This is a genomic window from Sporosarcina soli (genome assembly GCF_042655805.1).
In the GTDB taxonomy this organism is placed as follows: Bacteria; Bacillota; Bacilli; order Bacillales_A; family Planococcaceae; genus Sporosarcina; species Sporosarcina soli.
On the sequence record NZ_JBHSNO010000005.1, the window covers coordinates 1,694,164 to 1,718,985 of the forward strand.

Sequence of the window (24,822 nt, forward strand, 5' to 3'; positions counted from 1 at the left end):
GAACGGGGTTATGCCTGTTTAGACTTCCATAGAAACAATCGCCAATCCCCTATCCTTCACTCTTTCTAAAGCTTAACAGTTTGGCCGTTAACTTTTGACAAACTTCGTTTTTTTGATTTAACGTTTCACTTTCAACAAGTAGAAGTGCTTGATTCGGTTTGGATTTTGAAGGTTTGATTTCTTTAATTGTACTTTTCACATATAAAATATCATCTGGACGGGTTGGCAGTGGCCAATTAATCTCTCCCCCGGCTCCAATAATCCCATGAGCAAAAGGTAGACTTTCCGTCAAAAGTTTCATCGTAATAGAAGCAGTATGCCAACCGCTCGCCGCCAACCCTTTGAAAAAAGTATCTTCCGCAAGCTGCTCATCACAATGGAAAACCTGCGGATCAAACTCACGGGCAAATTCTTTTATTTTTTCTGTACTTAATTGATACCTTTCACTGACAAAAGTATCCCCCACTTTTAAATCATCTAAATAAAGTGCCTGCTTCATCACAATTACCCCCCTCTTCCCTCTTTTGTATGTATATACATGTATCACGCAATATTATTTCCTTGTGTCCTCTTCCAAGTCTATGTATATACATATATAATGGTAGTAACAAAAGAATTATCTGTCAAGAAATAATTATCTGTAAATTAAAAGGAGATTCACTTGATGAATAACACGCATAATAAAATGGATTACATTATACAATTTTGCGCTTGTGCAAATCTTAGGAAAGCAGCGAGGAGTGTGACGCAAGCTTACGAAAGGAAAATGGAATCTACCGGCCTAAAAGTCACCCAATATTATATGTTAGTGAACATTGCCCGTCACGATAAAATTTCAATCAGCAACCTGGGAGACGTCATGTTACTCGACCAATCCACGGTTACTCGCAATGTGAATGTTCTCAAGAACAGGGGCTATGTCAACATTGCAAAAGATATAAGTGATTCAAGAACAAAATCCGTTTCGATAACCGAAATAGGTCTTGCCAAGCTAGAAGAAGCAACACCTATTTGGTTGCAAATACAGGGGAAAATTGAAAAGGATATCGGCCAGGAAAAATATCAGGATTTATTGGAAACGCTAAAAAAATTGCAAGAATTTGTTGAACCATATGACAGGTAAGAACGTTATCGCAATGAGTGCTCTTTACACAATTAAAACAGGCGGAGATCAATTCTCTCCGCCTGTTTTATTTCAGAGACTTGTGAGTCAGCCTCTTTGATAACAACAATATTCATTTATAAAATAAGATTAAATTATTTTTCACCACTTAACTCAACTAAAATTTTGGATTGAGTTTTGTCGTTTGTTAATGCTTCAAATCCTTTGTTAACAATATCATCCAACACAATTTGACTTGTAATGATTCCTTGTGGATTTAATTGTCCAGTGCTCATTGCATCAATTGTTCTTTGGAATGTGGATGGTGTATAAACAATTGAAGATAGGACATTTACACCAGTATTGATAAGTTGAATTGGATTCCACTCGATCGGTCTGGCAAAAATAGAGATGATCATCATATTACCTTTTGGTTTTGTTACGTCAATGGCTTGTTTAAATGTCGGTGCAACTCCTGCGACTTCAAAGGAAACATCCACCCCGTCTGGCGCAATTGCGCGCACCGCTTGTACAGGCTCTTCTTTACCAGAGTTAATCACATGCGTCGCACCTAATTCTTTCGCTTTCTCCAATCGATTATCAGACAGATCTAATACAATTATTTTACTTGCGCCAGATGCTTTAGCCGCAATAATCGTTAATAATCCGATAGGTCCCGCACCAAAGACTGCAACCGTATCACCTAATTCGACGCCACTGTCTTTTACAGCTTGTACAGCTACGGCCATTGGTTCTACTAATGCACCATCCTGCAATGTTAAATTATCAGCTAAACGATGAATATTGGTTTCAGGAACGTTCGCATACTTCGCAAATCCACCATTTCCATGTAACCCAATGAAGTTAAATCCATCAAAGCGATCCACTTCTTCATGTTTCTTTCTATATGTTAGTGTAGGGTTGACAACAACTCGGTCCCCTACTTTAAAATTTGTAACCTTTGAACCTACTTCTTCAACAACACCAGCAAATTCATGCCCCATTGTAAGTGGTGCAACTTCGCCAGTCAAATCCGCTTTCGCATCTACTGGTACGAAGACCGGTCCTTCCTCATATTCATGCAAGTCACTTCCGCAAATACCTGCCCATGCGACTCTCACTTTCACTTCATCTTCTCGTAGCGCCCGTAATTCGACATCTTCTACTCTAATATCTTTTAGACCATGCCATACTGCAGCTTTCATTGGTAATTACCTCCTGATGTAAGTGATTTACTGAAACTAAAGTAATACTTTCGATACAAGATAAATATATCACTATATTGATTTATTTCCAAATTAACTGCCTTAGAATAGAAAAAACCGTTCAATGATCTGAACGGCGAAGATTAAAGTTAAATTCCTGTTTTCACACCGAAGCCTATTAAAACCAAGCCCGTTGATTTTTGGAATATCTTTTGGAATTTGGGGTTGTTCAACCACTTTTTAGCGTAATCAATGAGCGTGACAAGAAATAGAAACCACACTACAGCGAGTGCAGTTAGGATGAAGGCTAATAGGATCAATTGCTGTTTTACATTTCCATCCAAATTGATAAATTGCGGCATGATTGTGATATAAACCAAAACAGTCTTAGGATTCAGAATATTATTCAGTAACGCTTGCATAAAAGAACTTTTATTATGCCGGTTGGAATACGTCGTCGGCGAATTGGCCTGGGATTGAATTTCCTTTAAAGAAAACACGCTTTTCGTAAAGAAACTTTTTATTCCTAAATAGATTAGGTAGGCGGCTCCCAAATACTTAATGATGCTGAAAAGAACGACCGACTTTGCGATGACAACAGATAAGCCAAGGATCGCAATCAATGTCCAGAACGATAGCCCCATTGCCATGCCAAGAACAGTATAACGCCCAGCTTTTGGACCATAGCTCAGTGTATTTTTGACAAGCAACATCGTGTCTGCCCCAGGTATAATCACCATCATTGCAGCTATGGAGATATATGTAAGTAAGTTTTCCACGATGAAATCTCTCCCCCTTCTTTAGTGACTACACAAGTAACTACTGATGTAAATATAGCAGATGTCTTTGGATTAAATCAATACGTTTTGATAAAATACTAGTTACAAAGGTAGCGACTAATTTTATATAGGAGAGCTGTATGAAAGAAAACATTTTAGAAACATTAAAGAACCTGAATTTCACCGAATATGAAGCGAAAGCCTATCTGACTCTATTGGAAGAATCGCCTTTAACCGGCTATGCTGTCGCTAAAAATTCTGGCGTACCACGCTCAAGAATCTATGAAGTGCTGGACGGCCTTGTCATGCGCGGCGATATTCTCGTTAGTCACGGGAATACGCCGCAGTATACACCTGTCCCCGCAAAAGAGCTCATTAAAAACCGTCGACTGAAAGCAGAAGAGAACTTTGAACTGGCAGAAAAATCTTTAGCGGAATTTGAAAACTCTGCAAGTGACCGGGAGAATATTTGGAATATCACAGGTCGTCATGAAATACTTGATAAAGTAAAAACATGTATAGCAGCGGCGAAAAAAAGAATTCTCTTAGAAATTTGGAAAGAGGAATACGAAGAGTTGGAGCCTGAACTAAGACAGGCAGCAAACAGAGGAGTTCAGGTAATCATTATTGCTTACGGGGAAATCGTTTCTGATTTTGCTACTGTTTACTTGCACTATATGGGTCATGAAATTACAGAAGAGTATGGTGGACAATGGCTTGTCTTTAGCGGAGATGATTCAGAAGTGGTAGCAGGTATTGTTTCGCTAGGTAAGGATAGCCGTGCGGCATGGACCATGCATGTAGGTTTGGTCATGCCCATTACAGAAGTCGTGATTCATGATTTGTACCTCATGGAAATTATGGAGAAACATAGAGAGCTTTTGGAAGAAAGCTTTGGTGAAAACCTTATCCATTTACGTCGTAAATTTTCAATCCATCCAGATTTTAAAAAGCATTATGTGAAAGAAATTTAACTTGATTCAGCAGAAGTCCCCCACTTCTATAAGTGGCGGGATGAATGCCAAAATTCATTTCAAACAGAGGGAGTTCAAACTCCCTGTAGCTGACGCTTCGCTTTCAGTACAAAAAGATTTGCTGATTAGAGGAACTCAGGCTAAGATCGCCGCGTCCTGAATGAAAGTGCCTTAATTTCTGCAAAAAAACGCAGAAATACGGCAAATCAAACCCTTCGCTGTTTGATTGGCAACGCCTGAGTGGCCAACATCCTGTTGGCCCAAGCCTCCGGCGGATGTCACAGATTTTGAAAGGAGTTAATTGAGCTTTGCTCAATTCAAAATCTGGACGCAATCACGCCGAGGCGTGATTGATTAGATTTTCCGCAATGACAGCGGCTATGAAGAAATAACCTCCCTACGCGATCCAGCAAGAAAGCAGGGAGGTTATTTTTCTGTAACGCCATTTCTCATCCACAGCCGATCAACCGCACTTCATATTGATATCCATTATTGTGTAACTAGTTCCCTAACGACTTGTTTTCGCACTTGTTTAGCAGGATGATTTTCTCTTAGTTGGTCATGGCCAAATAAGTTATTCCGGAAAGTCCCCTCTTCGTATGCTGTTCGCACTAACCCCCGCTCTTGTAATACCGGAACAACCAGCTCAACGAAGTCTTCGAAGGAGCCTGGTGTAATGGAATAAACAATATTAAATCCATCAATATCGGCAATGTTCATCCATTCCTCTAATGTGTCCGCTATTTGTTCAGGGTCCCCGACAATCAGTTCACCGAGACCGCCAAGTGCAACTTTTTCAGCGATTTCATTCACAGTCATGCCCGCAAAGCCTTGTAAGATTGATCGCATTGCGTCATTCTCAATATACTCCACCTTTTGATTCGGATCCAACTCCGCCATATCGATTCCTGTCCAGCCACTCACTAGCGCAAGTGCCCCTTCGTGATCGATATATCGCTTATAATCTTCAAGCTTTGCTTGCGCTTCTTCCAACGTCGGCGCGACAATCGGGGTAACGGTCGTCAACACTTTAACATCATCTGCCGGACTTGACAACATCTTCCCTAAACGTTGCAACGATATTTTTCGTTTTCTCTAAAGATGGGGACGATACAAAAATAAGTTCAGCATGATCGGCTGCAAACGCCCGGCCCCTAGAGGATGCTCCAGCTTGAAAGATAACCGGTGTCCGCTGTGGTGATGGTTCACATATATGGTTTCCTGGAACTTGATAGTACTTGCCGTCATGGTTAATGTCATGAACTTTAGAAGGGTCTGTATAAATTCCTTTCTCTTTATCAATGACAACCGCATCATCTTCCCAACTTGCTTCCCATAGCTTATAGACAACTTCCATGTATTCATCAGCCCGCTCGTAACGCTCATCATGTGGGGTTTGAGTGTCGAGACCAATGTTTTTTGCTGCACTATTTAAATAAGATGTCACGACATTCCAACCAATTCTTCCCTTCGTCAAATGGTCTAATGTTGACATTTTTCGAGCAAATGTATACGGATGATCATGTGTAGTGGAGGCAGTTAATCCGAACCCAAGAGATTTGGTTACAGATGCCATGATTGGAACAATAAAAGCTGGATCATTGGCCGGCACTTGCATACCAGACCTGATTGCTGGATCTCTTGAACCTTTGTATACATCGTAAACGCCTAATACATCCGCGATAAATACAGCGTCAAAGTGCCCTTTTTCCAAAACTTTCGCAAGATGTGTCCAATATTCAATGTCCTTATAGCCAGGTGTCTGATCATCTGGATGCCTCCATAACGCATGCGACTGAAACGCCGCGCAACTCATTTCAAAGGCATTTAAATACATTCTTTTTTTAGTCATGACTGTTCCTCCTATTTTTGTGATTCTTTGATTTTTAGAAAACTTCAATAGTAAAAGCCCCCTTTTCGACAGAAAAGAGGGCTAGGTAAATATAGCTTTGTCTCTTATCTTCCAAAGGTTTCCCCTTGCTGGAATTAGCACCTTCCTGCGACGCAGAGGTTGCTGAAGCTTCAACGGGCCAGTCCCTTAGCTTCTCTTGATAAGTTTATGTATTTGTATGAACAATCATAATATACTAATTTTAAATCGTCAACAAATGAAAAAGTATTTCAATGAGTCGAATTACAACTTAGGCAGTACTTTCCTTGCGCTAAGAAATATCCATGTGCTTAATACAAAGGGCAGTGTTAATGGTGGAAGACCAAAAGGTAGAAGCCATGTATGAAGACTCGCTGCGATTGGAACGGTCAAACAAGCAGCAAGTATTCCCGAGACATAAGAAAGTCGCCTTTTGCTCGTATTAAATACGACTGCCACTGCCATGGCAGTTAAAATCCCATTGTAGCCGTACAAGCCTACAAATATTAATGAACGTTCTGCTCCTAGTATCAAAGCTGTTAATAAAGCTGCTGCATTCCCTAAAAAAGCATAAAGACCAAGTCGCCAACCGGCCCAAAAAACAGCAACAAAAAGTAAAATCCCGGATATTGTATAATCAAGGAAAAATACTTGTCCAATTCCGGTAAAGATGCCTTCTTTCAAATTAAACGGCCCTGTAATATCCAATTTCCATTGCCATAAGCTTTGAGGAACGAGTGCATTACTCGTATGTACTGCACTTAACCGATAAGAAACGAGCAAAGTAAACAAAGTTAATCCAACAAAAGGGAATGTTAGAACCGGTATGCCCGTATTTTTCATCACATGCATCAATGCGGCAGTCACGATGGCAGCAAGAAAGGCGCCGACCAGACTGAGGATCCAATGGTAGGGACCCGTTAGAAACAAGTAAAGGGCCATACCTGTAAGCACAGAATTAAAACCAAATAGCCCTTGATCAACAAGCTCTTCATCAGCCCCGCCTAATTTGCCTAGCAATGTACCAATCATCGCTGACAGCAGAGCAATGACGCCTAAAGAAAAGGAAGATATCATAATGGCGAGTAGAATGATAGCCCCGGTAACGGCATTTTCTATCAAAATGGCTTGTGAAATCCCTTTTAATGATACTGTTATAAAATGAAACCGATTGACGAATGAATTCTTTTTCAAAGTATGCTCCCCCGATCGTCATATCGTTTCGCAGTAGATTGAATGGCAAGTGACATCTCTGAATAACTATTCCCATAAATCAATATTAACTGAAGTCTAAAAGAGAATCTAGTCACAGAGTAGATGCAAGATGATTCGTATTAGAAGAAAAAACGTAAACAAGTAAACATACAGCGAAATAAGAATCAAAAAAGTAAAGCTAATATGCAACTTTAGGGAATAAAAAAGTATAAGGCACTCGGACCGAGTGCCTTGTACTTTTATTGTTTAGTCGTTGTAAAATAGTATTCCCCTAGAATTTCTTTCGCTTGATAATTCTCTGGTGAAAGTTCTTTTTCAATAAAAGCGTGTACGTCTGATTGCTCCACATCGTACATGACTTCAATTTCTTTGGAAAATAGCAGTTTTTCTTTTTCAAGCAAGCTGGAAAGCGACGGCTGTTGTTTTGGTTGGAGTTCTTCTATATTTAGCACTTGTTTTAATCCGTCAACATAATTTTCAAACGGACGTCCTCCAACAATTTTCACGCCTTTATTTTCTTCATTCATCATAATAATCGTGGGGAAACCTCTGGCACCTAAGTTTCTTGTCAAAACAAAATCTTCATTCAATAATTGTTGTCCGATTGGCTGTTCAGCTTCATTGACAATAGCTTCCCCGTCAAGACCGAGTTTATCGACAACTTCAATCATCACCGCTGGATCTGATATATTTTGATTGAATGCGAAAAGTTCTTCTCTGGCACGGCGCAAGTAGTCAAATGCTGCAGCATCGCCATGATTTTTTTGAATGACTTTAAATACACGCGAGGCTGGATAAGAAGATTGAACCGGATTATCAATCATTAGACTACCATCAATCGGCATTCTTGAATGTTCTCCCACTTCTCTCCAATGACCCGCAACGTCAGCTGGTTTATAAATACCGTTTGCAGGATCGATTGGTCCATCATGCCATTTTTCCAGCAAACCTCCCATAACTGTGTGAAAGTCAAAATAATGGCCATATTGCTCGACAAAACGGCGGAGTGTCGGTTCAATGGCCCAGCAATGGGAACAAATAGGATCCGTCACATAATATAGATTCACCTTTTTTTTTGGTTGGTTAAAATCAATAAGCCCCATTTCCTCTTCGCCAGCCACTCCGCAAATACCCGTTTCTAAATCACAAATCATATTCAGATTTTTTTTCAATGTATTTTCCCTCATCTCTTTTAGAAATTAATTATTCGCTTATAATTGAATTTTATAACATAATGAAAAGCATCAATACCAATAGTTCATTGAAAATGTCGTTTATCCAACACATTGAGGAAATTGTTGAAAAAGTAGGAGGGAGATTGACATGACTCACCCAAAGACGGATCCCCGCATTCAACGTACACGCAAGTTAATCATGGATTCTTTTATGGAACTTTCCGGTAAAAAGGAATTTAAGGAGATTACCGTTAAGGATATTACAACAGATGCTATGATTAATCGCGCCACTTTCTATTATCATTTTGAAGATATATACGATTTACTGGAAAAGGTGTTATCGGAAGTCTTGTTAGTGAATTTGGATTTTAATGATTATCAAAATAACGAACTGAATGAAGAAGCGTTGGTTAACATTTTCAAAGCGATCACAAATTTTCAAAAATCCTTATCCAATCGTTGTCATAGAGGATACGAAGATACCATTGCCCGTATCATTCGGGAACAGCTCGAAATCATTTTTTATAAAATGTTGTTATTCCAAAATAAAACCGAAGAAGATGAAGCGCTAAAAATTACTGCTGTTGTATTAAGCTGGGGAATTTACGGAGCTTCTGTAGAATGGAGAAGAAGTAGTAAAGAGATGCTACCAGAGGAATTTATCAAATTGGCGATTCCTTCTATACTTTCTGGGATCGGCTTTGGGTATGCTGGCGAAAAAATATTAAGCGAAGAAAACTTATGATGTCCTCATGAAGATAAAATGGAGAGGGTAACCCACGCCTCGCTATCAGCTAAATAATCAGGTTGACTACACTTAGTAATAAAAAAGATTGGTGGATAGAGAAAGCAGATTGATTCCTGCTACTCTATCCGTTCAATATAATATCTAGTTCTCATGGGAGTCATTTACTAACTTCTCTTGCTCTTCCTCAACAGAAACTTTCCCATTTATTTCGTTCGAAGATTCTTTCGCATTTCTAATTTGGTTGTTCATCTCGCTGTCGATGCTTCGCATACGCCCGGCAAGTTCGTCAATTTTCTTTGCCTTACTTTCTACAAATGTCCCGCGTTCTTGGTCATATGCCATTTCTGTTTTGAGTCGACGATGCGCATTTTCGATTGGTACTTTCACCTGTTTTAACGCACTGACTTGTTCAAGGGATTGGGCTGATTGAAGAAGAGATGTCAATTGCATACCTTCAGATTTTTCCTGTGTTTTGGTAGCAGCTTGTTGCTTTTCTTCTTGTTCACGCTGTTCTCTTTCTCGTTTCTGTGCTTCTATTGCCGCCATTTGTTCTTCGATTTCCGTAATTTGCTCATCGAATGCTCCCAGTTGTTCTTTAATCGTCGAAAGTTCTTCCCCAGCCTCTAATGTACGTTCAATTAAATTACTTTTCGCCTCTTGAACTTTCTGGCGTTTTTCCATTAAGCTTTCAATCATATTGGCAGACCTTTCTTGCCAATCCCCTAGCCGCGCTCGTGCTTCATCGCTAATCATAATCGAATCCCTTTTGACGGATTTTTCTACGTTCGCATCATTCGCTTTATGCATGATCTGTGGTGAATAAGTTTTCGTAAACGGACTTGCTTTTAATCCATTAAACACTTGCATATCCCAACACCGTCCTTTCCAGCTTCTTACTTCTTCCTATCGACATTTATTGAGTTTTCTTAACATAGTCTTTCAAACAATACACTTTGATGTTGCTACCCTCCGCTATTTCCACTCAATTATATACAGTTGAAATGTATATAGTATAACTATATTTTAACAGAACGGTACGAGTTCCAATAATCACAGGGATGGTTCCTTTATGTTGCAATTCCGTCACCCTTTTTTCATTCTATTGAAAAAAAGTAAAGCGACTGGACAACATACGAGAACCGGCCCTCCTACACATTGTTATATACAAACTATAACAAAAAGTGTTATAATCCAATTATATCAAAACAAGAAAGGTTGTGAATTATATGGCTGAACTAGCCAATATACCGTGGAATCTTATTTTACCAATTATCGTTCTTCAATTGATCCTAATGGTCGTAGCCCTTATCGATGTACTGCGCCATAAGCGGACGAACGGCCCGCTTATCCTGTGGATTTTAATCATAGTATTTATTAACTTACTCGGTCCTATTTTGTACTTTATTGTTGGGAGGCGACAAGTGTAATGCGTTTACTGCAAGTGAAACAATTAACGAAAGTATACGGGGAACACATCGCAACCGATCATGTCTCCTTTGAACTCCAAGCGCATACGTCTACCGCATTAATCGGCCCAAATGGTGCTGGAAAAACAACGACGTTATCAATGTTGGCAGGTTTAGTTACGCCAACAAGTGGAACGATTCAATTCGGAGAAACAAGCAAACACGACATTCGTTCCGTCATTGGTTTTTTACCGCAATATCCAAAATTTTTTCCTTGGTTATCTGCATTGGAATTTACAGAAATGGCAGCACGTTTAAGTGGTGTGTCAGCCAAAAAATCATTCATTGAAGCCCAAAAGACATTGGAATTTGTCGGATTAAACGATGCGATCCATAAAAAAACAGGAACTTTTTCAGGTGGGATGAAGCAACGACTAGGGCTCGCACAAGCGATTGTGCATCAACCTAAATTGCTGTTGCTCGATGAACCTGTATCGGCGCTAGACCCAGTAGGAAGGCGTCAAGTCATGGATTTATTGAAAGAATTACAGCAGCAAACAACCATTTTGTATTCGACACACATTTTGAATGATGCGGAAGAAATGACCGATCAGTTGTTATTTTTACGTCAAGGAAAATTAGTCGAATACGGTTCACTCGATGAAGTGCGTTTACGCTATGCGGAGCCGAAAATTGTCATTGAATTTGAGCGGTTAGATGAATTGCAACGTTTTATCGCAATAGCAAAATGGCCAGTTGTCACTAAAGGGGTAGTCGTTTACATCGACATGCAAACAGAAGATGTGAGGATGTCAGATGTCTTATCTTTGTTAAGCTCGGCTTCATTTACGATTCGTAAAGTAGAACGGCAAACGGCAAGCCTGGAAGAAATTTTTATGAAAGTGGCGGTGATCTAATGGGCGGTTTTCGTGCACTGTTACAAAAAGAGTGGCGTGAACAGACGCGGAATTTTAAAATGCTGTGGATTCCATTAGTGTTTATCATTTTCGGCATATTGGAACCTATCACGAATCACTTCTTACCTGAAATTATGAAAAGTGTGGGGAATTTGCCGGAAGGGACAGCATTCCAATGGCCGACCTTTCAAGGGGAGGATATCTTCGTCTCATTGCTCGGTCAATACCAGTTTATTGGTATGCTGATTATTGTGCTTGCGTTTATGGGTTCCATATCCGGTGAACGCAAAAATGGCACAGCCACTTTGATATATGTTCGTCCGATAGCATTTTCATCGTATTTTATAAGCAAGTGGCTTGTCATAAATGTAGTTGTACTTAGTAGTGCATGGCTTGGATTTATAGGGGCGTGGTATTACATTGGCATTCTTTTTAATGCTGTCGATACGGGAGCAGTTATTGGCTTTATCGCGACGTATAGTTTGTGGCTTATTTTTGTTGTCACGGTTGTGTTAACGCTCAGTGCCGCATTGTCAACGGGTGGTACGGCTGGGCTAGCGATTGTCATTACACTTATTTATCCTCTTGTTGATTCATTGATCGGGACATACTGGACAGTGTCCCCGTGGAAACTAGTACCTTACGCGGCCGATTGGTTTCAATTTGATGTGGATCGGACCGACTTATGGCTGAGTATGGGTGTGACAGTTATCTTCATTATTTTGTTGATGTTATTCGGTATTTTTATGTCAAAACATAATGCAGCAAAAACGACGGTGTAAATTTTAGGTGCTGGAACAACTTGGAGCTGCGTGAGTATCTTCTTTATACTTTCTTATCTTTGTAAAAAAGGAAAACGAACCGTTACAATTTAGTAACAGTTCGTTTCTCATTCCTGTTCTTAGGTATTTGTTTCGGATTTTTTAAAAACACTCAACGAAACGAACATACACTTCCGACATTACCATATCACATAAAATAATAATAAAACACTTGCGGAATCAATGATGATTACATAAGTGTTTTCAGTCAGTTAGCAGCGGGTTCTTAAACTGCATTATTGAATATATCTTCGATCATCCTCTATACTTTCATATCTAAAAATATTGAACAACACAAGCTTCAAAGTAGTTGTGTCAGAATTCATGATGCCATCTTTCATGTCTTGAGGGACTTTCCCAAACTTTCCAATCAACAGTTGAATCGCAGTTTCGGATAAAGCTGCTGCTCCGCCTTTTTCCATGCCTTCTTCTCTGCCTTCTTCCATCCACTTTTCTGCCATTGTCATGGTCATTTCACTCCCTTCAGGATAGTTCGTTTCAATTTGGGTAATCATTTGTTGAACATTGCGTTTAGATAACGACTTTCCAGCTCAAAGGTGTCCAAGTTTACAACTTGCATAACCGATTCCGGTAAATAATTCATGAGGAAGTCTTTTGCCGTCTCCACATTTCCCATTGTTTCTTTGAAAAACTTGTCATGAGGGTTTTGAATTTTCACGTACAGAATCCCCCTTTCCACAGCAATCCAAATAAAAACCTCCTACATCCATGCGATTATGAAAAAGGCAAAAAATTAGGACTGCGGCATGGCCACAGTCCTCCTCTTACTTGTGTTATCTAGTTATAGCCATCTCTTCTACCGATACTTTTCTCAACCCTGCTGACACAACGCTATTGATGGCATTCATATAGGCGAAGGCGCTGGCTTTTAAGATATCCGTGTCTGCTGCTTTCGCGATATATTTTTCACCGTCATGTTCGACGATGATTTTCACTTTACCAAGTGCGTCCTTCCCTCTTGAAACGCTGCTAATATCGTATTCCACCAACTTGACTTTGATCGTTGTTATCTCTGCAATCGCTGAATACAGGGCATCAATCGGTCCTGTACCGACAGCGCTCGCCTTAAAGACCTCGCCTCCCTTACGGATCTTGACACTTGCACTAGGGAAGCTTGAGTTACTGATGACTTGCAGATCCTCAACTTCAAAGAAATGGTCGCTGTAATTTGTCACATTCGTTTTGTCATGCTTTTCATAATAATTTTCAACAATTACATACAGATCATGGTCATATACTTCTTTTTTCGCATCTGCCAATGCTAGGAATCCTTCAAAAATCCCTTCAAAGTCCTCTGGGGCCAGTTGGGAGAACCCTAGTTTTTCAAGTGCATTTTTTACAGCATGGCGGCCAGAACGTGCAGTTAGGATGAGCTCCATATCATCAAGTCCTACGTCTTCAGGATGCACAATCTCATAAGCATCCCGTGATTTCAGCAAGCCATCTTGGTGAATACCGGACGAATGGGCAAACGCATTATCTCCCGTAATGGCTTTATTCACCTGTACATCAAGTCCCATAAAGCTGGATACAAGGCGGGAAGTGTTCATGATCTCCTTTGTGTTAATGCGTGTGTCCGCATTATAAATGGCATGCCGAGTGTTTAACGCCATGACTACTTCTTCCAATGCTGCGTTGCCCGCACGCTCCCCGATACCGTTGATCGTACACTCCACTTTATCGGCACCATTTTTAATAGCTGCCAATGTGTTGGCCGTTGCCATGCCTAAATCATTATGGCAATGAACGCTTAATAACACATTTGGATTTAAGTTTTTCATCCGATCATTTAATTTATAGATCATTGCACCGAATTCTTCAGGTTCCGCATAGCCTACCGTATCCGGCACGTTAATCATGGTCGCGCCTGCCTTCATGACTGCCTCAATCGTTTTCCACAAGTATTCGAACTCCGAGCGAGAAGCATCTTCCGTTGAATATTGTACTTCAGGCAGTAAGGTTTTCGCATATTTCACTGCATCTACGCCAATTTGCAGGATTTGGTCTTTGGATTTACTGAACTTTTTTTCCACGTGGATGTCTGAAGTGCCGAGCACCATGTGGATCATTGGATTTTCCGCACCTTTCACTGCGTGGTAGACGGAATCGATATCTGCCTGCACGGCACGCGCAAGTGCCGTGATCATGATATCACTTGTCTTTCCTACTTTTTGAGCAACCGCCTGGACCGCGTCAAAATCACCTTGAGAAGAAGCCGGGAATCCAGCTTCAATAATATCGACACCTAATTTTTTCAGTTGCTGCGCAATCTCCACTTTTTCATAAAGATTTAATTTCGCACCCGGTACCTGCTCGCCATCGCGTAACGTTGTATCAAACACCCAAATTTTTCTGCTCATTCCTCTGCACTCCTTCTAAATAAATTTTGAAAAACAAAAAACCCCGCCTCTATATCGAAATATAGAGACGAGGTTGAACTCGCGGTACCACTCTAATTGACCTATCGCAAAAGACAGATCCACTTATCGGCAGCCATCACTGCCTATCCCGATAACGGAGGAAACCGACATCCCCTACTTTGAAAATTTCAGGGAGTGACTCCTGGATGAGTTCAAAATGTGCGCCTGCCGATTTTCACCAACCATCAGCTCTCTACAAGGACACAGCCATTTTTACTAATTCCATTCTTAGTCTGCATTTAATATTGATTGCAATAATACATTGATTTTTTAGACTTGTCAAATGTTTTTTGAAAATTAATTGCTTTTGGGGATGCTACTTTCAATTTGGCATATTTTTTGTGACAGTAGCAACAGCTGTTATTGAAATAATTGCTCTTACATTATGTGGAATCAGTCGGCAATCTTTGACGTCTGATTCCATTTCTATTTATTTTGGATAGTTTTGTCCTCGCCCCTTTTTGTTAAAACATAATAGTAAACAGGACTAACATTTTCTTTGCGTTCACTTTTAATAAAATCACTTACTTGCCAGCCAGCTTTAAAGTAATGAGTAAACACTTTCCGTGTTTGCAAACGCCACTCTAAAGCAAGATCAAAATCTTCCTCTTTAATTTTCTGGAATTCACCGGGAACTGGAACAAACAATATTTCATAATCAGCAGTTAAATGTGTATTCACTTCTTCAGGAATTGGATATTCTTTCTCCCTTTCATTTACTTTGATAACTGCTAAATCTTCTTGGTATTTAGGAAGCTTCCCACCAACTCTATCAACTTTATCTTTTACGTGATCACTTTGAATCCACCAGTCAACATAAAAGCGATCAGATGGAATACCAGCATTGAGACTATCTTCCATGTTCCCATAATAGTTCTCAATATATGTTGAACAAACTCCACCAAGCTTTTTAATATTTAAATTAGCATTCACTGTTTCCAATGGGTCATACGTCCAAGTAATTAAATCATAACCAATTTTTAAAGCTTCTTTACACTGGGCAAGCTTTAATTGTTCACCAATTCCACCAATGCGATATTTGGGATGTACTCCAAGTAAATAGGAACATAAGTAAGTATTAATTCCATTAAAGCCAGCAAAGCTATATTGAAATCCAATAATTTTATCGCCTAAAAATGCTCCAATCACCATTCCACCATTATCTACCGATGTAATTGCATGGGCAACGGGAACCGGATCATCTGATTGCCAAATGACTTTTTCTAATTCACTTACCTGAGCCAACTCCTTCACATCATGTATAGGGCGGATTGTAAAGGGAAGGTTTTCCGACTCACCCATATACTAGTCCTCCTTTCTCTTTTCAGTTCATGCTTTTGCGGCATTTAATACACATACTGTTAAAATTTTTGTACCGTAATTGAGTGCATCAATTTGAAAAGACATTTGTGGATGATGTAAGCCTGGCTCTAAGCCACAACCTAATCCAATCATCGTTGCAGCAATATGCGGATGTTTCGTTGTATAAAAATGAAAATCTTCTCCTCCACGTGTAATACAAGGTTCTACGACATGTTCAGGACCCAATATATCTACAATGGAATTTTTCGCCGTTCCAATCATCTTTTCATTGAGTGTAGCTGCTGGTACCAAACCTTGAAATTCATAATCAATTTGAGTATTTGTTAAATTTCCTACCGCTTTAAGGACTTTTGCTGTTTTCTTTTGCAATTCCGTCATACCTTCATTTGATTGAGCACGTAAATCTAACGTAAATGAAGCTTTTCCTGGAATCGTATTTGGACTTTCCCCTGAATGAAGCTGTGTCATTTTTACAGAAAATGAACAACCTGCTTGAAGTCTAATCCCTTGCAACGCTTGGATTAAAACAGACGCGGCTTCAATCACATTAATTCCATTCTCTGGACGCGCAGCATGCGCCTGCAAGCCATTAATAACACCCACCGTAGATACAGAAGCACCATGGACAATAGCTGGTGCAGCTTTTCCATAAGGAACTTCGAAAGTTGGACGTAAATGAATGCCGAGTAACATCTCCGTATTATTCAAAATCCCAGCTTCCATAAACCGCTTGGCACCTTCTCCAGTTTCTTCCGCTGGTTGAAAAATGAATCGAATCGTTTTTTCTGGACGAATGCCAGCTTGTTTTAATGCTAACGCTGTATGCAACACCATTGTGCTGTGAGCATCATGTCCACAAGAATGGTTTGCACGAACAACATGATCAACTTCTTGAACAAGAGCGTCCATATCTGCCCTTAGTCCAACAACATCTCTTGTTTTTCCTTCAATTTCTGCAATGAATCCGTAATGTCCTACAAAAGTTTTTACAGTAAATCCAGCCGCTTGAAGCTTTTCAATCAAATAAGCTGAAGTCTCCTTTTCTCTCCAACTAGGTTCTGCAAGAGCGTGTAAGTCATGATATGTCTGGATAATGTTTTCTTGATTTTCACTAATATAATCGATTGGGTTTATGTTGCTCATGATTAGCTCCTCAATTAATCAATAACATACATTTATGAAATAGATAGATGTCTACATAAATTTTTGCTTGCAATACTTTTAGAATATACTGTTAACTCTTGTAAAATATCCTCATTTACATCAATGCCTAATCCAGGTTGTTCATTAAGCTTAATAATCGGAATGTCGTATTGTAGATTACCAACATCTTTTTCAAATTTTAATGGTCCTGTTAGTTCGGCGCTTGTAATAATCTTCTTTGAAAATGCAACATGAAATCCTGCTGCAGATCCAATTGATGACTCTACCATTGATCCAATTTGACATTCGATTCCTGCCATTTCTGCCATATGAGCTAGTTTTACTGCAGGATAGATGCCACCACATTTCATTAACTTGATATTCACTTTATCAGCTGCTCGCTTCGAAATGATTTGGCGCATCTCTACGCTACTATGCAGACCTTCATCTATCATCATTGGTATAGTCGATTTGCTTTTAATTTCAGCCATTGCATCAATATCAATGGCTGTTACAGGTTGCTCAATCCAATCGATAGAGAGACCTGCTAATTTATCAAGTACTTGTAGGGTTGTCGCACTATTTTTCCAACCTTGATTCACATCCACCCGAATGGCAATGTCTTCCGCAACTCGCTCTCGAACTGCTTTGATTTTTTTAACATCTTCTAATGGCTCTGTACCAACTTTCAACTTAAAAGAACGATATCCAGCTTCTACACATTGTGCTGCCTCATCCGCCATATTTGCTGGTGTATCAATACTTAAAACATGCGTTATTGGCATACTTTCACGATAGCGACCACCAATTAACATATACACTGGTAAACCTGCACTTTTTCCTGCCACATCATAACAAGCAATATCAATTGCAGCTTTTGCGGTTGAAACACCAAAAATTGTCTCGTCCATAAGGTCGTGAATCCGCTCAATATTAAGCGGATTCTCATCAATAATAATGGGTGCTAACGTATGAGCTAGAATATTATACGTACTTTCTACTGTTTCCCCAGTGACATACATATCAGGTACGGCTTCACCATAGCCAACAATTCCGTTATCAGTTGTAATTTTAACAATGATAGATTGAATACGATTATACCCGCCATAACTAACTACAAACGGATTATTAAGCGGCAATTCTATTGCGAATAAATCTACTTGCTTAATCTTCATCGTTCTCTTTTCATCCTTTCCTGCTGCAAGTGATGGAGCTACCTTCAAAACCGCCATTAACAATGAATTATCTTGCTAATTTACCAACATATTCAGCTATCAGCTAATGGAACTGGCACTTCTTTTTTCTTTGTAAATTTAAAGTGATAGAAGACATAGCAAAGTGCTATAAAACCAAGTCCAATAAATAACGAAATACGTTGAGTAGGATCAAATGCTGTCATAGCTACTAAAGCCAAACACATTGCTATACATACAATTGGAATTAACGGAAAAAATGGGACGCGATATTTTAAGTCTCCAACTTTACCGCCAGCAGCGACATATTGCCTACGGAATCTGATTTGCGAATAAGCAATCACTATCCAAGTGACAATTCCACCAACACCACTAATCGCTAATAATAATACGAATAATGTTTCTTCAGCAATAACACTTGATAATAGAGATACGTAAGCAAAGATTAAAGTAAAAGTAAGAGCATTCATTGGTACTCCACGCTTGTTCAATTTTCCAAACATCCGTGGAGCGTGACCACTTTGTGATAAAGAGAACAAAATTCTTGCACAAGCAAACATACCCGTGTTTCCTACAGATAGAATTGCTGTTAAAATAACAAAGTTCATAATATCAGCTGCATATGGAATACCTACCATATCAAACACCGTGACGAACGGACTCTCAAGAATTCCTGCTTCTTTCCAGGGAACAATTGCAGATAAGACAATGGTTGCAAGTACATAGAAAAGTAAAATTCGTATAACAATTGTGCGAATCGCCCTTGGGATGTTTTTATCTGGATTTTCAGTTTCTCCAGCAGCTACTCCAACAACTTCCGACCCCATGAAAGCGTATACAACTGTCATCATTGCAACAAAGACCCCGATAAATCCTGTCGGCAATAAGCCCTCATTTGAAAAGTTCGAGAAGAACGGAGCTTCTTGACCTTGAATTGGTACGATACCAAAAATAGCTGCTCCACCGATTACAATAAATGCGATTACTGCCAGTACTTTAATCGCTGTAAACCAATACTCTGTTTCAGCAAAAGCTTTTGTTGCTAATGCGTTAATTCCGAATAATAATGTCGAGAAAATTAGACACCAAATCCATAAAGGAACATCCGGAAACCATCTAGCCATCAATATTCCGGCTGCTACGAACTCCAAACCTATATATATCGCCCAGCTGAGCCAATACGTCCACCCCATCATAAATCCAGTTGCTGGTCCAATATATTTTTCCGCATGAGCTTGAAACGAGCCGGACACCGGCATAATTACTGACAACTCACCAAGACAAACCATAACGAGATACATAATCAGTCCACCAAATAAGTAAGCTGAAATAGCTCCAAATGGACCGGCTTCCCCTATAGCATAACCACTACCTATGAAGAAACCTGTACCCATAACTCCTCCGATAGAGATCATAAGTAAATGTCGACTTTTCATTGCCCGTTGTAATTTTTGCGGCTGACTATCAAATTCCTCTTTCATAGTATTCACCCTTTTCAGTTAATTTTAAGCGTACAACATCGATGAAAACGGACGGGAGATGCGCTTTGCATCTTCCGTCTCTCAAATTTAACTTGATTCAGTAGAAGTCCCCCACTTCTATAAGTGGCGGGATGAATGCCAAGATTCATTTCAATCAGAGGGAGTTCAAACTCCCTGTAGCTGACGCTTCGCTTTCAGTACAAAAAGATTTGCTGATTAGAGGAACTCAGGCTAAGATCGCCGCGTCCTGAATGAAAGTGCCTTAATTTCTGCAAAAAAACGCAGAAATACGGCAAATCAAACCCTTCGCTGTTTGATTGGCAACGCCTGAGTGACCAACATCCTGTTGGCCCAAGCCTCCGGCGGATGTCACAGATTTTGAAAGGAGTGAATTGAGCTTTGCTCAATTCAAAATCTGGACGCAATCACGCCGAGAGGTGATTGATTGTACTGCAGTTAGATTTGGTGAAACGTATTCCATTGAATCACTTTTCTCCGGTTTAAAAATTTCATACGCAACATCTCTTTGATATCTACTTTGCCTTTCAGCTTCCGTAAAGAGAGTGCGAACATTTTTACGGCAAAGTTTTTCAATATCATCAATCACCGCTTGCGGGTTTGGTTCTACTAATCCAAAAATAACAGCATCGTACGATCTAATTGCACCAAGGTTTGCTACGAAGTCATTAACGATATCAATAGCTTTCTCCTTGATGATTTCGTCACCTTCAGCAGAAATTGGGATGTTTGCTGCTTCAACAACAAGGCTTGCTTTTACTTGATCAGCATTAGATTTATTAATAACATCTTCTAGCGCACACGGAATTAAAATATCACAATCTACATCAAGCCATTCTGCGTTTGGACGTACTACATAGTCATCTTCAAAATAATTTTGATCCATTTCACCGAACTCATTCTTATGATCCAGTAACTTTTGAACGTCTAATCCATCTTCACAAGTGACAAATAGATTCGCATCAGAAATTCCTACAACTTTATATCCTAGTTGTGAAAGTTTTAACGCACAACTTGCACCAACGCAGCCGAATCCTTGGATAACGACTCTTGCACCTTCTTCACCATTCTTATATTTCCAGGCTTCATCAGCAGAGAATGCAACGCCATAACCTGTTACTACATCATTCACGTACAATCCATCGATTTTTTGAAGTAATAAATCATCGTAATTTTTAATCCCTTTTAAAACAGCTGGATTACTTTTCATAGATTGTGTAAGTGGAATATCAATCCCAAATTCACGGAAGATTTTCAGTACATCATTATATTTCGTGCCGAGGTCACTTCCTAAAGAAACGCCGTTATCAATATATGGCAGCATCGCAATCATATATCTTCTTAATACATCATAAGCATCTGGTGCTTTATAATCGTAGGCAATACCGCCTTTACAGCCTCCAGTAGTTTCTGATTCACTTGCTACATATTTATACGCCATCGCTTCTGCAAGGCGCTCAACTTCCTCTTTTGTAACGGATGGGTGCATTCTTGTACCACCACCTGTGTAGCCCTTTACAAAGTTGTGGACAACCATCCATCCCTTTGCATCTGTTTCTGTGTCATTCCATTCAACAATTAAATATGGTTTTTTAGACATGTTTACTCCTCCTAAGTCGAAATATAGAATAGATCTTGCATTTTAAAATTAGAAAGATTATTTCTCCCTCTCCAATTAGCTAATATTGTCTTTGGATCACTCAAACCAATGGAGTGGGTGTGGGTTTAAATTTACATTAATTTGTTTTGTTTCTTGATACTCATCCAGTCCATACGTGCCTATACTTCGGCCTATTCCACTATGTTTGTAACCGCCCCATGGTGCCCGAATGTTCGTAAGGTGATAAGCATTCACCCACGTAATGCCTGAGCGAACTTTCTGAATGACACGTAATGCTTTATTACTGTCGGTAGAGAAGACCGCACCCGCTAATCCATAATCAGAGTCGTTTGCGAGACGAATAGCCTCTGCTTCATCTTTGAACTTTTGAACCACAACAACGGGGCCAAAAATTTCTTCTTTCACAATCCGCATCTCGCTCGTTACATTGGTAAACACGGTTGGCTCAATGAAGAAACCTTTCTCCATCCCATCTCGCTCAATACGCTTACCACCGCAAGCCAATGTAGCCCCTTCTTCTTGACCGATGCGGATATATTCAAGAATGCTGTTCATATGTTTCTCGCTCACGATTGCACCCGCTTTGGAGCTTTCATCGTCTCCGGGACCAATTTTAATTTGCTGTGCACGCTTTGCGTATGCTTCAACGAACTTATCGTAAATTCCCTCTTGCACCAACACTCGACTTCCAGATGAACACACTTGACCACTACCATAAAAGATCCCAAATAGAGCGAAATCCACAGCCGTTTCAAAGTCAGCATCATCAAAAATAATATTAGGGGATTTCCCACCGAGTTCTAATGATACTTTTTTCAAGTTTCCTGTCGCAGCGTGCATGATACTGCGCCCAACTCCTGTGCTTCCTGTAAAGGAGACGATATCCACATCAGCACTTTCAGCAATCGTCTGGCCAACGACAACTCCATCACCCAGGATTAACTGCGCAACACCTTTCGGTAAATCTGTTTCATCGATGAGCTGAAACAGTTTGACAGCTGTTGTCGGTGTAATTTCAGCTGGCTTTAAAATAATGGAGTTTCCTGCTGCAAGTGCTGGAGCTACTTTCCAAGCCGCCATTAACAATGGATAGTTCCATGGAACGATTAACCCCGCTACTCCCATCGGTTCTTTCACAATCATCGTTTGTAAACCTTCCATCGCTTCATATATCACACCTGTTGGGTTTTGAATAAGACCTGCATAATAACGAAAAGCCTCTATGGAATCCGCAACATCCCCCTCTGCTTCTCTTAGCACTTTTCCGTTATTTCGTGTTTCTAACTGAGCAAGTTCAGCGGCATGTTCTTCCATTTTGTCAGCAATCTGCAGTAATACCGCAGCTCTTTCTTGTGGGATTTTTAAAGACCAAACGCCACTTTCAAAAGTTTCTTTCGCTACTTTAATTGCCTTCTCCGTTTCTTCTTTTGTTGCTTTCGGAGCTTTAGCAATAATTTCTTGATTTGCAGGATTTAATACATCTTGAAAATCTCGATTACTCGAGTTTACCCATTCCCCATTTATATAGAGCTTATATCGCTGTGTCATTTGGGTTCCCTTCCTTCAATATCTCATTGCTTTTGGTCATACAATTCTTTACAAAAGGAGACAGCCATGTATAGAAAACGCACTCTTTATGACTGTCATTTTGTATGCTTATTCGTGCGGACGGAAAGAGCGGATATATTCATCGGAATCTTCATAGTTAAGAATTCCAACCGCCTCAACATCAACAACAACCATATAAGACTTTTGGCTAGCTAAAGCATTCGCTAATCCCTTTTCAAACCCTTCAACAGAGGTTACTTTTTCCGCTTCAAACCCCATAGATTTTGCCATCATAACAAAGTCTGGGTTTTTCAAATCAACAGCCGTTTTTCTGCCATAAGCAGCCTCTTGATAATACTTCAAGATCCCGTAACCACCATCATCAAATAGAAGAACAATTATAGGCGCATCTTCTTGTACTGCTGTAATCATTTCACCCGCATTTACCATGAACCCACCATCACCAGCTACAAGTACTACCGGTTTGTCTGGTTGACCAACTTTAGCACCGATCGCCATTGGTAAACCTTGACCAATTCCTCCACCTGTCATGTAGAGGTAATTTCTTGGTTCATGTACATCAACTAATTTGTTCGCCCAAGTATAACCAGGAATTGTAACATCCGTTACTAAAATTGTGTCATGTGGAAATTGCTCGTTCATAATTTCTGCAATTTCACCGTAAGGTCCGATTGTGCTTCGGAGCTCTTCACGGACTCCTTCGCGAACTGCTTTAATCTCTTCCATATAAGTTAGATTTGGAGTGATTTCCACATCCGCTAAACCTTTATTAATTTCTGCTAATACAGCTTTTGCATCGCCAATTAAAAAATCTTGTGTATCAAAGCTACGGTTAAATGCTTCTGGATTTAAGTCAATGTTAATATGATTTTCCGGAATAGGTGTAGACCAACCATTTGTTTCAGTGCCACGGAAACGAACTCCGACACTAATCAGTAAGTCTGCTTTGCTTACATGCTCCTCAACATGTGGGAACCATGCAAAGTTTCCAATACATAGTGGGTGATCTTCAGGAATAGCACCTTTTCCTGATTCACTTGTAATGACGCCTGCTTGAATTTTATTCACGAGCGTTACTAATTCTTCTGATGCACCCGCGTGAATAATTCCATCTCCTACCCATATCACCGGGCTTTTTGCTGCAGCGATTTTTTCAATGATGCCTTCCGGTAATGTAACTTGTACTTCTGAATCTTTAACAGTTTCTACATTAATTAGATTATTTTTCGGAATAATCATCGCCTGGAAATTTGTGGGAATTTGGACAGTGACTGGTCCAGTCGGAACAGTTACTGCATCTTTAATTGCTTTTCTCATGAATGGGATAATAAGTTTTGGACGTTTCAATAAATAAGCAGATTTATTCACACCTTCCATCATTTTCAATTGATCTTTACATTCATGAATATAACGTTGATCCGTTCCAATATAGTTTGAATCTGCTTCACCTGTAATGTGAAGCAAAGGTGTACCAGAGTTCCAAGTTTCTGTTAATGAACCTGCACCGTTTCCAGCTCCAGCACCCGTGCTTGTTAATACAACTCCTAGTTTTCCAGTTGCGCGCGAATAAGCATCTGCCATATTAACAGCTCCGCTTTCACCACGTGATGTTGCCATACGAATTTTTCCATTTCTAAGCATCGCATCGTAAATCGGCATATTGTGGATACTCACAATCCCAAATATAACTTCAACACCAGCGTCAACTAATTCTTCTACAATTGCATCAGCTACTGTGTATTCTTGATAGTTTTTGCTTTCCTCTACCGCTATTTTCTCTAATTGTCTCATCACTGTGTTCCTCCCCATAATATTTATTTT

The 24,822-nt window shown here is 39.8% G+C and carries 24 protein-coding genes, 1 riboswitch and 1 other annotated feature; of the genes, 6 read left to right on the forward strand and 18 right to left on the reverse strand.

Annotated elements, in window-relative coordinates; translation table 11 throughout:
* Positions 1-49: 49 nt before the first annotated feature.
* A complete protein-coding gene (locus ACFPRA_RS12120; RefSeq protein ID WP_381434634.1) occupies positions 50-499 on the reverse strand; it encodes a MaoC family dehydratase in 450 nt (149 codons plus the stop codon).
* 165 nt (positions 500-664) lie between these two features.
* Here ACFPRA_RS12120 and ACFPRA_RS12125 point away from each other — a divergent pair, with 165 nt between their 5' ends.
* Positions 665-1,123, forward strand: coding sequence for a MarR family winged helix-turn-helix transcriptional regulator (locus ACFPRA_RS12125; protein ID WP_381434636.1), 459 nt, complete (start codon positions 665-667; stop codon positions 1,121-1,123).
* Positions 1,124-1,257: 134 nt separating this feature from the next.
* Here the strand turns inward: ACFPRA_RS12125 and ACFPRA_RS12130 are convergent, their stop codons facing one another.
* Together ACFPRA_RS12130 and ACFPRA_RS12135 are read right to left on the reverse strand one after the other, a co-directional pair.
* Positions 1,258-2,307: a 2,3-butanediol dehydrogenase gene (locus tag ACFPRA_RS12130; protein ID WP_381434639.1), complete on the reverse strand. Its 1,050-nt coding sequence runs from the start codon at positions 2,305-2,307 to the stop codon at positions 1,258-1,260.
* Between the two features lie 149 nt (positions 2,308-2,456).
* The gene (locus ACFPRA_RS12135; protein ID WP_381434641.1) at positions 2,457-3,086 is read right to left on the reverse strand and encodes a homoserine/threonine efflux transporter; all 630 of its coding nucleotides are present in this window, start codon (positions 3,084-3,086) and stop codon (positions 2,457-2,459) included.
* Positions 3,087-3,226: 140 nt separating this feature from the next.
* Here ACFPRA_RS12135 and ACFPRA_RS12140 point away from each other — a divergent pair, with 140 nt between their 5' ends.
* Positions 3,227-4,060 (forward strand): TrmB family transcriptional regulator, encoded by an 834-nt coding sequence (locus ACFPRA_RS12140; RefSeq protein WP_381434644.1) that lies wholly within the window; start codon positions 3,227-3,229, stop codon positions 4,058-4,060.
* Between the two features lie 489 nt (positions 4,061-4,549).
* Here the strand turns inward: ACFPRA_RS12140 and ACFPRA_RS12145 are convergent, their stop codons facing one another.
* The 4 genes from ACFPRA_RS12145 to ACFPRA_RS12160 all read right to left on the reverse strand — a co-directional run bounded on the left by ACFPRA_RS12145 (position 4,550) and on the right by ACFPRA_RS12160 (position 8,299).
* Positions 4,550-5,119 (reverse strand): LLM class oxidoreductase, encoded by a 570-nt coding sequence (locus ACFPRA_RS12145; protein ID WP_381434647.1) that lies wholly within the window; start codon positions 5,117-5,119, stop codon positions 4,550-4,552.
* On the reverse strand, positions 5,097-5,912 hold the full coding sequence (locus tag ACFPRA_RS12150) for an NtaA/DmoA family FMN-dependent monooxygenase (protein ID WP_381434650.1): 816 nt from the start codon (positions 5,910-5,912) through the stop codon (positions 5,097-5,099). Before ACFPRA_RS12150 ends, ACFPRA_RS12145 begins: the two co-directional genes overlap by 23 nt.
* Positions 5,913-6,013: 101 nt before the next feature.
* A riboswitch (SAM riboswitch) is annotated at positions 6,014-6,118 on the reverse strand.
* A gap of 76 nt (positions 6,119-6,194) precedes the next feature.
* On the reverse strand, positions 6,195-7,124 hold the full coding sequence (locus ACFPRA_RS12155; RefSeq protein WP_381434653.1) for an urea transporter: 930 nt from the start codon (positions 7,122-7,124) through the stop codon (positions 6,195-6,197).
* A gap of 260 nt (positions 7,125-7,384) precedes the next feature.
* Positions 7,385-8,299 carry a DsbA family protein gene (locus tag ACFPRA_RS12160; protein ID WP_381434895.1) on the reverse strand — a complete coding sequence of 305 codons (915 nt, stop codon included), beginning with the start codon at positions 8,297-8,299 and terminating at the stop codon, positions 7,385-7,387.
* 169 nt (positions 8,300-8,468) lie between these two features.
* On the opposite strand from ACFPRA_RS12160, the gene ACFPRA_RS12165 reads away from it, so the two are divergent.
* Positions 8,469-9,065, forward strand: a complete 597-nt coding sequence (locus ACFPRA_RS12165) for a TetR/AcrR family transcriptional regulator (protein ID WP_381434655.1) — start codon at positions 8,469-8,471, stop codon at positions 9,063-9,065.
* Between the two features lie 144 nt (positions 9,066-9,209).
* Here ACFPRA_RS12165 and ACFPRA_RS12170 read toward each other — a convergent pair whose 3' ends face one another.
* Complete coding sequence (locus ACFPRA_RS12170) at positions 9,210-9,935, reverse strand: hypothetical protein (RefSeq protein WP_381434658.1); 726 nt, start codon at positions 9,933-9,935, stop codon at positions 9,210-9,212.
* A gap of 359 nt (positions 9,936-10,294) precedes the next feature.
* Here ACFPRA_RS12170 and ACFPRA_RS12175 point away from each other — a divergent pair, with 359 nt between their 5' ends.
* The 3 genes from ACFPRA_RS12175 to ACFPRA_RS12185 are packed head-to-tail and all read left to right on the forward strand — an operon-like array spanning position 10,295 to position 12,173.
* Positions 10,295-10,495 (forward strand): PLDc N-terminal domain-containing protein, encoded by a 201-nt coding sequence (locus ACFPRA_RS12175; protein ID WP_381434661.1) that lies wholly within the window; start codon positions 10,295-10,297, stop codon positions 10,493-10,495.
* The gene (locus ACFPRA_RS12180; protein ID WP_381434663.1) at positions 10,495-11,391 is read left to right on the forward strand and encodes an ABC transporter ATP-binding protein; all 897 of its coding nucleotides are present in this window, start codon (positions 10,495-10,497) and stop codon (positions 11,389-11,391) included. Before ACFPRA_RS12175 ends, ACFPRA_RS12180 begins: the two co-directional genes overlap by 1 nt.
* Positions 11,391-12,173, forward strand: a complete 783-nt coding sequence (locus tag ACFPRA_RS12185) for an ABC transporter permease (protein WP_381434666.1) — start codon at positions 11,391-11,393, stop codon at positions 12,171-12,173. The genes ACFPRA_RS12180 and ACFPRA_RS12185 overlap by 1 nt, the downstream gene beginning before the upstream one ends.
* Positions 12,174-12,448: 275 nt before the next feature.
* Here ACFPRA_RS12185 and ACFPRA_RS12190 read toward each other — a convergent pair whose 3' ends face one another.
* The 10 genes from ACFPRA_RS12190 to ACFPRA_RS12235 form a co-directional block, all read right to left on the reverse strand.
* On the reverse strand, positions 12,449-12,685 hold the full coding sequence (locus tag ACFPRA_RS12190) for a hypothetical protein (RefSeq protein WP_381434668.1): 237 nt from the start codon (positions 12,683-12,685) through the stop codon (positions 12,449-12,451).
* Between the two features lie 38 nt (positions 12,686-12,723).
* Positions 12,724-12,891 carry an Rpn family recombination-promoting nuclease/putative transposase gene (locus tag ACFPRA_RS12195; RefSeq protein ID WP_381434670.1) on the reverse strand — a complete coding sequence of 56 codons (168 nt, stop codon included), beginning with the start codon at positions 12,889-12,891 and terminating at the stop codon, positions 12,724-12,726.
* A gap of 115 nt (positions 12,892-13,006) precedes the next feature.
* Entirely contained in the window at positions 13,007-14,593 is a 1,587-nt protein-coding gene (locus ACFPRA_RS12200; RefSeq protein ID WP_381434673.1) for a 2-isopropylmalate synthase, read from the reverse strand.
* A gap of 60 nt (positions 14,594-14,653) precedes the next feature.
* Positions 14,654-14,892, reverse strand: a binding site (T-box leader).
* 187 nt (positions 14,893-15,079) lie between these two features.
* Positions 15,080-15,955: a GNAT family N-acetyltransferase gene (locus ACFPRA_RS12205; protein WP_381434675.1), complete on the reverse strand. Its 876-nt coding sequence runs from the start codon at positions 15,953-15,955 to the stop codon at positions 15,080-15,082.
* Between the two features lie 27 nt (positions 15,956-15,982).
* The gene (locus ACFPRA_RS12210) at positions 15,983-17,119 is read right to left on the reverse strand and encodes an amidohydrolase (RefSeq protein ID WP_381434677.1); all 1,137 of its coding nucleotides are present in this window, start codon (positions 17,117-17,119) and stop codon (positions 15,983-15,985) included.
* A gap of 32 nt (positions 17,120-17,151) precedes the next feature.
* Positions 17,152-18,294 (reverse strand): mandelate racemase/muconate lactonizing enzyme family protein, encoded by a 1,143-nt coding sequence (locus ACFPRA_RS12215; protein ID WP_381434679.1) that lies wholly within the window; start codon positions 18,292-18,294, stop codon positions 17,152-17,154.
* A gap of 92 nt (positions 18,295-18,386) precedes the next feature.
* Positions 18,387-19,793 carry an amino acid permease gene (locus ACFPRA_RS12220; RefSeq protein WP_381434681.1) on the reverse strand — a complete coding sequence of 469 codons (1,407 nt, stop codon included), beginning with the start codon at positions 19,791-19,793 and terminating at the stop codon, positions 18,387-18,389.
* A gap of 403 nt (positions 19,794-20,196) precedes the next feature.
* Positions 20,197-21,411, reverse strand: coding sequence for a Glu/Leu/Phe/Val family dehydrogenase (locus ACFPRA_RS12225; protein WP_381434683.1), 1,215 nt, complete (start codon positions 21,409-21,411; stop codon positions 20,197-20,199).
* 96 nt (positions 21,412-21,507) lie between these two features.
* A complete protein-coding gene (locus tag ACFPRA_RS12230) occupies positions 21,508-22,980 on the reverse strand; it encodes an aldehyde dehydrogenase family protein (protein ID WP_381434685.1) in 1,473 nt (490 codons plus the stop codon).
* 108 nt (positions 22,981-23,088) lie between these two features.
* The gene (locus tag ACFPRA_RS12235) at positions 23,089-24,792 is read right to left on the reverse strand and encodes a thiamine pyrophosphate-binding protein (protein WP_381434687.1); all 1,704 of its coding nucleotides are present in this window, start codon (positions 24,790-24,792) and stop codon (positions 23,089-23,091) included.
* Between the last annotated feature and the right edge of the window lie 30 nt (positions 24,793-24,822).

What these genes read in the sequence shown, in the direction of transcription:
- ACFPRA_RS12170 (WP_381434658.1), bottom strand. Translation starts at nt 9,935, where the DNA reads ATGCAAGTGTTTAATGGATTAAAAGCAAGTCCGTTTACGAAAACTTAT.
- ACFPRA_RS12205 (WP_381434675.1), bottom strand. Translation starts at nt 15,955, where the DNA reads ATGGGTGAGTCGGAAAACCTTCCCTTTACAATCCGCCCTATACATGAT.
- ACFPRA_RS12215 (WP_381434679.1), bottom strand. Translation starts at nt 18,294, where the DNA reads ATGAAGATTAAGCAAGTAGATTTATTCGCAATAGAATTGCCGCTTAAT.
- ACFPRA_RS12145 (WP_381434647.1), bottom strand. Translation starts at nt 5,119, where the DNA reads ATGTTGTCAAGTCCGGCAGATGATGTTAAAGTGTTGACGACCGTTACC.
- ACFPRA_RS12225 (WP_381434683.1), bottom strand. Translation starts at nt 21,411, where the DNA reads ATGTCTAAAAAACCATATTTAATTGTTGAATGGAATGACACAGAAACA.
- ACFPRA_RS12160 (WP_381434895.1), bottom strand. Translation starts at nt 8,299, where the DNA reads ATGATTTGTGATTTAGAAACGGGTATTTGCGGAGTGGCTGGCGAAGAG.
- ACFPRA_RS12185 (WP_381434666.1), top strand. Translation starts at nt 11,391, where the DNA reads ATGGGCGGTTTTCGTGCACTGTTACAAAAAGAGTGGCGTGAACAGACG.
- ACFPRA_RS12200 (WP_381434673.1), bottom strand. Translation starts at nt 14,593, where the DNA reads ATGAGCAGAAAAATTTGGGTGTTTGATACAACGTTACGCGATGGCGAG.
- ACFPRA_RS12130 (WP_381434639.1), bottom strand. Translation starts at nt 2,307, where the DNA reads ATGAAAGCTGCAGTATGGCATGGTCTAAAAGATATTAGAGTAGAAGAT.
- ACFPRA_RS12120 (WP_381434634.1), bottom strand. Translation starts at nt 499, where the DNA reads ATGAAGCAGGCACTTTATTTAGATGATTTAAAAGTGGGGGATACTTTT.
- ACFPRA_RS12190 (WP_381434668.1), bottom strand. Translation starts at nt 12,685, where the DNA reads ATGACCATGACAATGGCAGAAAAGTGGATGGAAGAAGGCAGAGAAGAA.
- ACFPRA_RS12180 (WP_381434663.1), top strand. Translation starts at nt 10,495, where the DNA reads ATGCGTTTACTGCAAGTGAAACAATTAACGAAAGTATACGGGGAACAC.
- ACFPRA_RS12125 (WP_381434636.1), top strand. Translation starts at nt 665, where the DNA reads ATGAATAACACGCATAATAAAATGGATTACATTATACAATTTTGCGCT.
- ACFPRA_RS12140 (WP_381434644.1), top strand. Translation starts at nt 3,227, where the DNA reads ATGAAAGAAAACATTTTAGAAACATTAAAGAACCTGAATTTCACCGAA.
- ACFPRA_RS12230 (WP_381434685.1), bottom strand. Translation starts at nt 22,980, where the DNA reads ATGACACAGCGATATAAGCTCTATATAAATGGGGAATGGGTAAACTCG.
- ACFPRA_RS12235 (WP_381434687.1), bottom strand. Translation starts at nt 24,792, where the DNA reads ATGAGACAATTAGAGAAAATAGCGGTAGAGGAAAGCAAAAACTATCAA.
- ACFPRA_RS12175 (WP_381434661.1), top strand. Translation starts at nt 10,295, where the DNA reads ATGGCTGAACTAGCCAATATACCGTGGAATCTTATTTTACCAATTATC.
- ACFPRA_RS12150 (WP_381434650.1), bottom strand. Translation starts at nt 5,912, where the DNA reads ATGACTAAAAAAAGAATGTATTTAAATGCCTTTGAAATGAGTTGCGCG.
- ACFPRA_RS12165 (WP_381434655.1), top strand. Translation starts at nt 8,469, where the DNA reads ATGACTCACCCAAAGACGGATCCCCGCATTCAACGTACACGCAAGTTA.
- ACFPRA_RS12220 (WP_381434681.1), bottom strand. Translation starts at nt 19,793, where the DNA reads ATGAAAGAGGAATTTGATAGTCAGCCGCAAAAATTACAACGGGCAATG.
- ACFPRA_RS12210 (WP_381434677.1), bottom strand. Translation starts at nt 17,119, where the DNA reads ATGAGCAACATAAACCCAATCGATTATATTAGTGAAAATCAAGAAAAC.